The following is a 12,209-nucleotide window of genomic DNA, read 5'->3' as shown; positions in this document are numbered from 1 at the left end:
TACCTCTGACAACTACATAAACACTTATTTCTTTAATAGTTATCCATCATAGATCATAAAGCATACAAAAATAGTTTATAAAAGTTAAAATTCCAATATATCGTTTACATTTTATTATTTATCAACCATTTTATTTACTTGTTTTTCTGGTTTTTACAGAATGTAATCGTTATCATTTTTAATGCTTTTTTCAATATAGAATTTGATTATAAACAAAGAAATCCACAACTATTCATTTCTGAATTATTGTGGATTTCCCTGAGTTATCTTAGTAACTATTTTATTTAGAATCGTATCTGATTATTTCATGGCTATTATTCAATTCTTAACCTAACCGTTATCAACTTTTTCCGCATTATAATAATTTAAAAGAATTGAATCTAAAGCTCTCTCTCCTTTTGTTATCAAAATAATTTCATTCCATAACCGATCAGAGAAATATGGACGAAGAGGTTGTTCAACTTCTTTAATTTTATTGAAGTTTTCAGCTATTATTGCATCCCACTCCTTATGGTAATTTACCAGATCATCGGGATAAACATATTTTCTATGTGTTCCTTCATCTTCAGCTTTAAACGGAGCTATAATATTTAAATAGCCATAATCATCTGTCAGCTGCTCACCTGGCTGAATATCCCTGATCGCAATCTCAAAATTGTAAGGTGTAGCCATACAATTTGAATTGAAACTATGATTCATAAACCTACCATGATCCCAGCATAACACATAATTTCCTTTATTATTACGATACGTATAATTTTCAAATACAGAACGTAAATCAGGAGACATCATATCCAATTGATCTGGTGTAAACTCCCGATCGAGTTCGTCTAACACCCAAATAATTGATCCTTGAGGAATGAATTGTTTGGCTACTAATCCATAGCCAATTTCATCACTAATATATTTTAATTCGGTATGAGGATGAATCATAAAACGCAGTTTAATTAGCGACTAAAAAATGATATTAAATTACGGATGCAAATTTAGATATAAACTTAATAGGAGATTTTCAATTTGCGGTATTTTTTTGCTAACAACAAAAGTCTATTGTATAATATTATTACAAAAGGTATACCCAATAAAAAAGGCTAATCTCAAAAGATTAGCCTGATATATTTATAATCCTATATAAGATATTATTTCACCATAGGAATCCAATCCCCAAATATATTTTCCTTGGTATACTTACGAGCTTGCTTTTTAGTTAATTGTTTAGACCAAGTGACTCTTTTTTCCGGCTGAAAACCTGATCCAGTGCAATCAAACTCAGCATATAGAGCATTCTTCTCGGCCTCAGCTTTTTTCCAGTTGTGCCAGCCTACAGGCAAAATATGGTTTCCTAATTCACAAGAGATAAAAACTGTTTTAGCATAAATACGCCATGGTCGTCCTAAATAAACCTTATCTACGCCCTCATCTGCTGTTAACTTACAGTTTTTAAACACATAACCAAATTCAGTACCTTTAAATGTACTGGCTGCAGTTACGTATGAATTGGTTTTACTATTTATTGTACAATCATCGAATAAGGCAGTAGCAGCACCAAAAATAAAATCAACTGAACCTTCAATGTAGCATCTTAAAAAATACTGTCGACTACCCTCTCCTGCTGCGTATACTGTGTCCTGATATCCTAATATTTTACAATCTACAAACTGACATCGATCTTTCTCTACATGTAAAGCTACCGCTTGTCCTACAGGTCCGGAATTATTGACAATGGTTAAATTCTGAACAATACAATCATCTGCATCAATCAATAATGTGTATGTATAAAAGGTACTATTTCTGCCTAAACCAATTTTACCAAAATAATCATCATAAGTAATAATAGTTTTATCAGTACTTTCTCCTTTTATTGTCAACAAATTATTCCATGCGTGCACTTTTACTTTTTCATGATAAACACCATTCCTGATATTTATTGTAACTCTTTTATCCGGAAAAGCTTTTGTGGCATTAATCGCATCCTGTATGGTAGTAAAATCACCAGAGCCATCCTGAGCCACAGTCATTTCATATTTTACTTCTGCGAATGAGGATGTTACGATTAACAACAACATCATTAACAGACTCATTTTCAATGTAATGTTTTTTATCATCATTTTTTGGTTGATATTGTAGAACTAATTTATCCTGCTAGTGTAATTTATTTCGACAAAAATTCCAAATTACCATTGAAGGAAACGGTATTTCAGATACTTTTTTAATGAAAAACGTCTCTTTCTTTAAAACCTTTAGGATGTATGCTCAATTTTTCTGGTTCAGAAACAGGAATGATATCCTTATATTCTTCCTCAATACCTGCATTATCAATAATTTTTTGAGCCTCTTCAGAGAATTCATCTTCTCTGAATGATATTGTATTTCCAATAACATTATTGATTCCATTATCCATCAAAAGATTATTCTTTACATAATTTCTGTAGGCTACATTATCATGACATCTTTTAGTCCATAAATGCAACCACATCCATTTATAACTATCATTATCCACCACGTTATCCTTTATAGTAATGTATGCAGAACCATCATCAGGATAGATACATCTTGGCCCATTAAAAATGTGATTTCCTTCTATTAAAGAACCAGGTTGTTCTCCCAAAACATATATTATTCCTCCATCATCCAAAACCTGATGGGTATTTCCAACCTTATTAAAGCGGATATAATTGTTCTTTGCCAAAGTTGAAGCCGGGATTCCGGAATTACCCCACCACCAGCCACAGGTAATTGCTCCATAGGGTGTCCATTCTATATCATTATGTTCTATGCTAACATTGGCCACAAAAAAGGCAGTAATTCCCTCAACTTGTCTGAAATCCAAACAAACATTACGCAAATAATTATTAGAGACTTGTATATTTTCACAAAGACCTTCAACACCTTCAGGAAAAATAGCTCCATCACCAATTTTATAATGCTGAGAATGGCCTACATTTACAGCATTACCCAGCATATCATAAAAGAAGTTTCCTTCAACCTTACTGTTTTTAACATCGTTAACCATATTAACGGCTACTGCAGAACTAATCCCTTCAAAACGATTACGAGTGAAAGCAATACCCTCAGCATTCTCCACTTGAATAGCACCTCTGGGAACATCAGTACTATTATACTCTGTAGTATGCCAATTACCGCCAGGTATGTATTTAACTGCTAAACCTAAACTTTGTATTCCTGCAAAACCATGCGAACCAGCAACCTCCATCAATTGCCAATGATCATACGAGAAAGTGATCCCTTGAAATTGAATATTCTTAACTCTCGATTCTGTTGAGTTTCCTTTAATATGAATTAAGCCCTCACTTACAGGTGCAATCACCTCAGCTTTGGCCATATCTTCACCATTGCTGTAATAGTAGATTGTTTTGGTTTTACGATTGAAATAAAACTCACCGGGAGCATCCAATAATTCATAGGCATTTCTGATTACAAAAGTTTTTTTGTAGTTGATTTTTCCTGCCCAGGCCATAGTTGTTGCAATAGCACCATAAGGTTGCTGCAATTTTACAACAGTGGTATCTCCCATTTTTTTTATATCTCTGGCACAAAGAATTTTTTCAGTCCAAATATTAAATTGCTCCAATTCAATATCCTCAGGATTAGAATATTCTTTTACATCCTCAGAACTAAATTTAATTCCATCAATTGCAGATCCTTCTCCATAAGCCCATGGCTCTTTACCTTTAATTTTAAACGTACCCCAATCACCTAACCCGGAAACCGGAATATCAGTTCCTGCCATGTGCATTCTTTTACCATTTACAAATAAGGTACGAAGCTTATGATCTGAATTAAGATGTGCTTTATAAATATTACCATCTACTTTTTGCCAGCCTGTAACTTTTACACCTCCGCTAATTATCACTTTTTCATTATTAGCTGACGAAATAATTGTAGGTGAAGATTCTGAACCAGAATCCTCAGGACCAAATAAAATAGGCTCACTGATCTGATAAGTTCCTCCTTTTAAAAGGATATGAATACCCTCAGAAATTGAAGTCTCTTTTTGTTGTCTTAAATCACGAGCTTTTTGAATTGCTTTTTGAACCGACTGCAATGGTTTTGCTTCAGTCCCTTCATTAGCATCATTTCCATTTGGAGAAACATAAATATTTTGTGCTGATATTAAGTTGCACAAACTCCAAACAATGATAACTCCAAGTGTCTTTATCTGGTTCATTACGATCAATTTGTATATTTTCGATATTATTATTCTGCTTGGAAAATCTTTTTAAGGTAAGCAGCATTGGCACCATAATTAGCTACTACATTTCTTACCTGAGTAATATCCCTTGAACGCTCAATAATAAGCCATCCACTCCAACCCATCTCATCAAGTGTTTTCTTAATTTTTGGCATATCAATCATTGGGTCGTTTTGCAACCAAACACTATCTGTATTTGAAGCATGAATCATAGCAATTCTATCTTTACCAAGAATTCTTAATTCATCACAAATATCCTTTTGGTGTTTAATGGCATTGTCAAAATTAAAATAGCTTTTAACTGCAGTTGATCCTATTTCATTTAAAAATTCAACTTCAGCTTTGGAATCAAAATTGGTTTCAATACCTACAACTACGCCTGCAGCTTCAGCTTTGGCTCCAATTTTTCTTAAATTATTGATTAATGAATCTTTACGCTCCGGATGTTGCGTTAAGTCCCCCTGAACACCCAATGGCAAAAAGATTGTTTTTACGCCCATCATTTCTGCAGAGTTAACAGCATCATCAATAACACGATCGATTCCTTCTCTTTCCGCAAAATTTTGTGCATAAAAACCAGACATCGCAATAGAACTGATCTCTATTCCGGTTGCAGCTGACTTTTCTTTAAACTCTTTTCTCCAGATAGCACTATGAAACTTATTTTTAAAGGTTGGTCGTTTTCCTAAGCCACCTAAGTCAACTTCCAGACCGTCGCAACCAATTTCAACCGCTCGATCAAATGCACTGGTTTTTTGACGCTTTAATATCATCCAGTCGCAAACTGCTACTTTATACCTTGGTTCTTTGGATGCTTCAGTTGAGTGTTTTTTATTGTTGCAACATGATATGATCATTGCTATCAATAAACCAATAGCAATAAATATTTTATAGGATTTTTTTATAGACTTCATAGATTTAAATTTTACACTAAACCAGTTTTTTTTTCAATTATTGTGCAATTGCACTCTCAAATTCTTTTGCAAGAACATCAAAACTCCTAATTGCTGTTTTCGGTAATTTTTCGCCATTATCACCGAAGACTTTCATAGCATTTTCATCTTCTACTGTTATTGCAGATTCATCCAACTCACCTTCTTTATTGAATACTTTAGATTCATCTAACTTTAAGTGTTTGGCCATAAAATGATACATTGCGGTACGTTTTAATGGGCCATAATCGTGATGCTCTTTAGGTAAATGAACATTTTCTACTACTGCATTATCATAGAAATTATAGATGCGTTTCAGGTATGGAAATTCAAGTTCCGGAACATTAGATGTCCAGTCACCTCCATCAGAAATTATCAATTGAGGTTTAGGTGCGAACACTCCTGCCAACTCCACATTATTTGTACCACCACAGCAAAGATGAATTGGATTTCCACTTTCACAAGGGCATCCTCCATAATGAATTGAAGACATCATAACAGTAGGAACACTCACATCAATTCTATCATCTAAAACAGACATTAATATAGAGTGACTTCCACCGCCGGAACCTCCGGTGATACCTATTCTGGTTGTATCAGCATATTTAAAAGAAGTCAAATAATCCAATAAACGAATGCTATTTAAAGCTTGTATTGTATTGGCTAAACTTTTACGGTGAGTTTTTGGGTCAACTTGCAGAACAGATTCTCCCCAGGCAAATAAATCATAATTAATTGCCATTGCGCCCATTCGAGCTAAACCAGCACATCTGGTTTGAATATCTTTATTATAGCGACCATTTCCAAAGTGTCCATTTGGACAAAGAACCACTGGGATTTTTCCCTTAATTTTAGCTGGTCTGTAAATGGAACCACAAACATAAAATCCGGGTAATACTTCAAGTGCAATATTTTGCACAGTATAACCATTCATTTTTCTGATTTTGGTTAGGATGGGTTTACTATCCGGGGACGTAGGCATGTGGTTTAAACGAACTGCTTCTTTTACACACTGCTTTAGTTTTGCTTGACGTTGTTGCCATTCATCCTTAGTGGAGTATTTAGAAGCTAAATAATCTAATGTTTCTTTGCCTTCTTCAACAGTTCTGCGATGATAACGAAACTCTTCTATTTTATATTTATTTTCTCCATTATCCGGAAGCGCCATTAAATCAAAAGGAGCCAATACATTTTTTAATGTTTCTTCTACATCCGCTCTGAAACGCCAGTTGGCATAATTCAATATTTTTCCTTCTACATCCTTATCTGAAATACGCAGTTTCACATTGTACTCCTGCTCAATATCTTTCAATACATCCTTTAACGGACGGGCAAACTTATTGTCTGAATTTTGTGCGATAGCGCATGTAAACGTTATCATAATCAGACAAAAAAATATAGTTATTTTTTTCATTTTATATTTTTAGATAAAAGACTAGAGATAAGAGAAATGAGAATATAAATGATGAATTTAACCTTTAATCCATTTGCCTTATTCTCTTTATCCTTTTTAATTATGTCACCCTTACAAAGCTTTAAATTCCCGATGCTTCACCTCTGAGTATCTTAAGATTTCTTAAATCTATAATTTTTTGAGAAGCAAAATCAACTCTCCTCCTTTAAAAGGAGGAGTACGGTGAGGTACGAACCGGGAGGTGGTTTTATAACTAGTCGTTAAACATTTCAAATTAAACTGAAGTATTAAAAACCACCTCCCCTCTCCTACGTCGAGGTACTCCTCCTTGATAAGGAGGAGAGTTGATTACCATACCGTTTTATTAATCTCTTAACCTAAATTCTGCTATTCAGGCCATTTTTCATCTTTAATCAGCTTCATACGTAACTTAGAAGGATCTACTTTTACATATTTCATACGCTCACGTCTCCAGGTGTAAATAAAGTGAACCATTCCATCAGCTGATTGAATTACTGCTGGATATGAATACTGACTAATTTCTGAATCTTCCAAAACTAATGAAGCATACCATTTAACACCATCTTTACTTACTGCAACATTTAAAGGAGTTCGATGTCCTTTTGAGGCATTCATAGGTGTTTTAGCATGATTATAGATAATTAAATGACGACCATCAGCTAAGGTTACAGCATCTGTACCTGAATTGTTATTAGGTAATTCTGTATCCTGAGTTAATCCCCATGTTTTACCATTATCGTGAGAATAAGCAGTTACCACAACACCATTTTTACTACGACAAAGGATTTGTAATGTACCATCTTTATGCTTTAAAATACTTGGCTGAATAATGTTATGAACCTTGTATTTATTAATAGCCTTTGTGGTTTCCCAGGTTTTACCCCAATCTTTTGTAGTTTCGAAATGTACTTCCCAACCTTTAATTTCTTTTGAAGAAGGACAGATTAATGTTCCATCATCCAATAGAATAGGCTTGTTTTTGACCGGTCCTATGTAACCTTCAGGCATTTTTTCTGCTTCGCTCCAGGTATGACCATTATCAGACGAACGTTTAATCATTCCCCACCAATCCTGAGGTTTAGGTCCCTCTTTATAAAAAAGTAAAAGATCACCTCCAGGAATTTGATATAAAACCGGATTCCATGTTGGATAACGCAATGTGTCATTTTGAATTCCGTTGGCCACGTTCATTGGTTTAGACCATTTACCATCTTTAAGATGACTAACGTAGATACAAACTTCTGGATGACGTTCATACTCGCCTCCAAAAAAAGCAGCTACTATTCCTTCGGGTGTTTCAGCTAATGTTCCGGCATGACAAGATGGAAAATCCGCTTTTTCATAAATAAATTGCTCTGTAATTATTCCTTTCTTCCACTTGTCTTTCTTGGCTTGCGCACTAAAAATTACCAATCCAAGAAATAAACTCAACGATAAAATTCTCTTTAATGACATCATATTATTTTTTATTTTTCTTTTCCTTAAGAGCCTTTACGTAATCTTTATACATCTGGTGCCAGTTGCGTCCATTACTATTAAGGTATTGCTCATTTTTTGTTTTATAAATCTCGAAAATAGCAGAAATCTCTTTCATACTTTTATAATCAACAGCCATTTCTCTGGCTTTTTTCAAGTTCCCAAGAATCACTTCTTCTTCCTTTGTAGTCATATTCGGAACAATCTCCTTATATGCTTTCATTGTAAAAGCGACTTTACCAACAGTATAGCAATCCAATACTTTTTCTACCTGCTCTGTGGTTAAATCTTCTCTTAACCCATCCATTAAATTTTCGTGCACAGTTGCCGGAATTGAGGAATCCACGATAATCTGACGATCCAAATCTGTTAGTTTATCACCTGTCCGTGGGTTAATACCCGCAGGAACCATTGAAAAAGGATGAGAATCGTGCCATTCTTTAACTGCTGTAAGATGCTCTGTTACAACTTTAATTAAACGTTTCTCTTTTGCATTATCGTTTAGTTCCAAAGTCTTAATCCATTCTGTAGCTTTCTTTTCCAGATCAGACAATTCTTTGGCATAAATTGAACTGACAAGACTCAATAAAACAAATATTAGTGTATATTTTCTAAGTACCTTCATAACCTGTATTGTTTATTCAGTTACCAACCTTTGTAATTGGTCTGAATGTGCAACAGATTTTCCATCAACTAAGATCTGTAAACCTGTACCTTTGTTAAATTTTGATCCATCTTTATCCCAGATTATTGTTAAGATTTTCCCCTGATATTTTACATTATCCAGGCAAAACCAATCCCACTTATCCTGAGGAACTAATGGATTAACTTCGATCTTTTCATCAGCTCTTGGTCGTAATCCTATTAACCCTGAAATTATTAAATCATTAAATGTTGAATGATTGTAATAACGACTTCGTTCCTGATCACCTTTTAACCAATATCCGGTCACTTCATCCTGATACTCACCAATGTAAGGACGACCTCGATGGTACTGTGACTCTACATATAACTCCATGTGCTTGAAGTAATCCTCGTTAGTAATCTCTTTCTGATCGTAATTATTAAGCACATTTGCCAATCCTACCATTGTTTGCGATGTAGCAAATGGCCAGATAGCACCATCCCACTCACATTTACAACATCCTTTTGTTCTGAACTCATCATGACGACGTTCAGCTGTTGTTTGTCCGTAAGGAGCTAAAAATCCCTGATCATCCATTAACTGCTTCCATGCTACAGACTGAGCATCAGTTGGAATATTAAAATACCATGGAATAAAACCTATTGCTTCACGAACATTTGCAAAATCACCATCCTCTTTTACAGTTTCATAAAAATGACTGTCTTCACTCCAAAGTTTCGTTGTTATCAATCCCAGTAGAGTATCCGCTTTCGCTTTATATTTCTTTTCAATATCAGCTTCACCTTGCATAGATGCCATTTTACTTATGGCAACTGCATTTGCATACATATAACTATTAATTGTTGGACGGGCATTTTTTACGTGACGTCCACCGCTAATTTGCTCTTCCATTCCATCCTGAACATCTTTTTGCCAAAACAATCCGTTTTCTAAACGACGCTCTTTTTCCCAACGCTCATAATCAGAAATCATATCCGGTAGCATGTCCAACATATATTCTTTATCACCATCAACCAAATACTTTTGATATAATGCATCTGCAGTCCAGTTACTAAATTTATGCAGCTTATTCATTGGCTTACCTTCATTTCCCCGGAACCAAACATGTACATACTGATCCAGATATTTTGAATCATGTAACCATCTCGATTCCATAATATGATGCCCCATTGCACAAGCAATCAAGTTGTATTTATCAGAATAAGAACGTTGCACTAAAAACTCTGTAATGGCATAGCCAACCGGAGTTTCTTTAATATGCTTTCTCAAAGTCCACCAACGATAAATAAACATCTCTTCAAAATTATCCTGCGGACATTCAAAGAAAGGAACATTATCTTTCATCCATTGCCATGATTCAGCATTAGGTATAGCCTGGGCTATGTTTTCATCTTCCATGCGATTAAAATAATCCACATAGTGCTTAAAATCATCTACATTTAAAACCGCCCCCTGGTAGTTGCTGTCTTTTTTATTACAACTACATGATGTTAATGCAATAACAGCTGCTATAAATATGATATACTTAAACGTGTTCATTATCTGATTTTTTTCGATGTAAATGATTTGATATTAAACTGAGCTTCCTTTACAGGAATTCCAGCATCTTTAAGATCATAATCCTGATCTGTAGGAGTATCTGCATCAGGGAAACGACGAATATCTCCTGTTCTGAAAGCTACACTTGAAATTTCGTGAACCGGACGATACATTAGGCGATAATTGCCTTTTTGCTTTCCATTAACAGTAACCCAGTAAAATCTTTTATTCACATCAAATTTAACCTGAATGTGATATTCTTCACCAGGCTCATAGCGTACCACTCCTGAATAACGGTAACCATTTCTAACTTTTAATACACTATCATTGTCGAATACTAAACGAATAGCACCCAGACCTTGAGCATTTTGAAATTCAACGTGCAGCTGACCATTATCATTTTGCTGAGGTACAACGGTAAACTCAACCACAGAACTTTCAGATGTTGGAATAACTCTTTCTGCTAACGCAAAATCATAACGATCTTTATCTTTTATTGTTAATACTTTCTCTTCTTTTACTTTTTCAATTTGCACAGGAGCCCATTGAAGGCTATAAATATTCCACCAATCTAATTCTTTATTATCTGGCAAGGCATTAAATTCCTCTGTTACATCCTCTGTTACCTTATCGATAACCGGAACAGGAACTTTTGACACCCAGATATCTTCTTTATTCATACTGTATGTCAACCACATATTATTATCTTTTGGCTGACCATTTCCTTCAATAATTCCTCTAATATATTGAGGTCCGTATGATTTAAAGTTTCCTCCATAGCGCATTGGAGAAATTTCACCATGAACCAAAAGAAGGTTGTTGTAATTTAAACCATCATCACTTACAGAAACACCTAAAGGCCATCTGTATTCTGAAGGATTGTAAACTGTAGCATATTTTCCATCAGCAGTTTTTTGCCCCCATATTTTGGCATTTTTATTTACAAAACCAGGAGCTCTTTCAGGGCGAGGCCATGTTTTACCACCATCTTCACTAATCGAAGTCAAGGCATGTTTCCACCAACCTACAACACGGTTATCTGGTAAATGATAGTAATTAAAAGCTTTAAACTGCAAGGTCATTGGGATGATAGGATCATCACGATCTGCCTCTTCATTCCACTGTTGCATCATTAATGGATTTGCCATCAATTCTTCACATGCCTTTTTAAATCCTTTATCTCTGCTTGAAGTATAAAATTTAAACTCGGTATTTTTCTTATTCCAATTGTGATTATATCGAACAAAATAGATTGGTCCCCATGTGCCATCTTTATAAATTTCACGAACTACACGACCAATACCATTGCCATCATTAGGGCTATCGTGTTTATCAATACTGATTCCATAAAATCCGGATACCAATAAACGATCATTTGAAGAAACATAAAATCCCATACGCTGATGCATAATCGCGATTAAGTCTTTAGCTACTCCATCAACACCTTCTTTTGTAGTTCCATCAGGCACTTTGTATTGAGGAAAAACAACCTTTGGTTTGCTCCAATCGTAACCATCTTTTGAAACACATAAATAAGACTGACTAGGTGGAATATGCTCACCAACTGAATCACTTAAATACTCTAAATAAAAAGTATCATTCCAATAAGCCAACATTGGTTGATGATTGTATGTCCAACCAAAATCATCTGCTGCCTCAGGCATTTCTCGATTAGCTCGTAACACCTGAATATTATGTGTACCAACAGCAGGACTTAACAATCCATGATGATAATCGATGTTTGATAATGTATTACCAACATATCGGGCAGTATCCTGTGCCTTTACACTCAGGACTCCTAATGCCAAAAATAAAAATGTATATAGTGTTGTTCGTATCATTTTTTCCTTTTCTAAATTTGTTACCAATAACTAAGTTAATAAGTTAAATGTCAATAGTTTAAAGTATAGTAACTTAAACATTATATTAAGTATTCTATTCACTTTTAACTTTAAACTTTTAACTATG

At 34.6% G+C, this 12,209-nt stretch carries 9 protein-coding genes; all 9 read right to left on the bottom strand.

Going from position 1 to position 12,209, the window contains the following annotated elements:
- Positions 1–330: 330 nt before the first annotated feature.
- Positions 331–933, bottom strand: coding sequence for an SET domain-containing protein (locus OM075_RS05805; protein ID WP_301189543.1), 603 nt, complete (start codon positions 931–933; stop codon positions 331–333).
- Between the two features lie 206 nt (positions 934–1,139).
- Positions 1,140–2,108 (bottom strand): pectinesterase family protein, encoded by a 969-nt coding sequence (locus OM075_RS05800; protein ID WP_301189542.1) that lies wholly within the window; start codon positions 2,106–2,108, stop codon positions 1,140–1,142.
- 101 nt (positions 2,109–2,209) lie between these two features.
- Positions 2,210–4,189 (bottom strand): right-handed parallel beta-helix repeat-containing protein, encoded by a 1,980-nt coding sequence (locus OM075_RS05795; protein WP_301189541.1) that lies wholly within the window; start codon positions 4,187–4,189, stop codon positions 2,210–2,212.
- A 29-nt stretch (positions 4,190–4,218) separates the two neighbouring features.
- Positions 4,219–5,127, bottom strand: a complete 909-nt coding sequence (locus tag OM075_RS05790; RefSeq protein ID WP_301189540.1) for a sugar phosphate isomerase/epimerase family protein — start codon at positions 5,125–5,127, stop codon at positions 4,219–4,221.
- A 37-nt stretch (positions 5,128–5,164) separates the two neighbouring features.
- Positions 5,165–6,559 (bottom strand): hypothetical protein, encoded by a 1,395-nt coding sequence (locus OM075_RS05785; RefSeq protein ID WP_301189539.1) that lies wholly within the window; start codon positions 6,557–6,559, stop codon positions 5,165–5,167.
- A 387-nt stretch (positions 6,560–6,946) separates the two neighbouring features.
- Complete coding sequence (locus tag OM075_RS05780) at positions 6,947–8,038, bottom strand: sialidase family protein (protein ID WP_301189538.1); 1,092 nt, start codon at positions 8,036–8,038, stop codon at positions 6,947–6,949.
- 1 nt (position 8,039) lies between these two features.
- The gene (locus tag OM075_RS05775; RefSeq protein ID WP_301189537.1) at positions 8,040–8,681 is read right to left on the bottom strand and encodes a DUF3826 domain-containing protein; all 642 of its coding nucleotides are present in this window, start codon (positions 8,679–8,681) and stop codon (positions 8,040–8,042) included.
- 12 nt (positions 8,682–8,693) lie between these two features.
- Positions 8,694–10,241 (bottom strand): MGH1-like glycoside hydrolase domain-containing protein, encoded by a 1,548-nt coding sequence (locus OM075_RS05770; RefSeq protein WP_301189536.1) that lies wholly within the window; start codon positions 10,239–10,241, stop codon positions 8,694–8,696.
- A complete protein-coding gene (locus tag OM075_RS05765; RefSeq protein ID WP_301189535.1) occupies positions 10,241–12,082 on the bottom strand; it encodes an exo-alpha-sialidase in 1,842 nt (613 codons plus the stop codon). Before OM075_RS05765 ends, OM075_RS05770 begins: the two co-directional genes overlap by 1 nt.
- Positions 12,083–12,209: the final 127 nt, after the last annotated feature.

It is taken from the genome of Plebeiibacterium sediminum (assembly GCF_026013605.1).
Lineage (GTDB): Bacteria > Bacteroidota > Bacteroidia > Bacteroidales > Marinilabiliaceae > Saccharicrinis > Saccharicrinis sediminus.
The sequence above is the reverse complement of the archived record's forward strand: the minus strand, read 5'-3'. Positions and strand labels throughout refer to the sequence as shown.

Excerpts from the sequence above, each read along its gene's own strand:
- OM075_RS05805 (WP_301189543.1), bottom strand. The coding sequence starts at position 933 with ATGATTCATCCTCATACCGAATTAAAATATATTAGTGATGAAATTGGC.
- OM075_RS05800 (WP_301189542.1), bottom strand. The coding sequence starts at position 2,108 with ATGATGATAAAAAACATTACATTGAAAATGAGTCTGTTAATGATGTTG.
- OM075_RS05795 (WP_301189541.1), bottom strand. The coding sequence starts at position 4,189 with ATGAACCAGATAAAGACACTTGGAGTTATCATTGTTTGGAGTTTGTGC.
- OM075_RS05790 (WP_301189540.1), bottom strand. The coding sequence starts at position 5,127 with ATGAAGTCTATAAAAAAATCCTATAAAATATTTATTGCTATTGGTTTA.
- OM075_RS05785 (WP_301189539.1), bottom strand. The coding sequence starts at position 6,559 with ATGAAAAAAATAACTATATTTTTTTGTCTGATTATGATAACGTTTACA.
- OM075_RS05780 (WP_301189538.1), bottom strand. The coding sequence starts at position 8,038 with ATGATGTCATTAAAGAGAATTTTATCGTTGAGTTTATTTCTTGGATTG.
- OM075_RS05775 (WP_301189537.1), bottom strand. The coding sequence starts at position 8,681 with ATGAAGGTACTTAGAAAATATACACTAATATTTGTTTTATTGAGTCTT.
- OM075_RS05770 (WP_301189536.1), bottom strand. The coding sequence starts at position 10,241 with ATGAACACGTTTAAGTATATCATATTTATAGCAGCTGTTATTGCATTA.
- OM075_RS05765 (WP_301189535.1), bottom strand. The coding sequence starts at position 12,082 with ATGATACGAACAACACTATATACATTTTTATTTTTGGCATTAGGAGTC.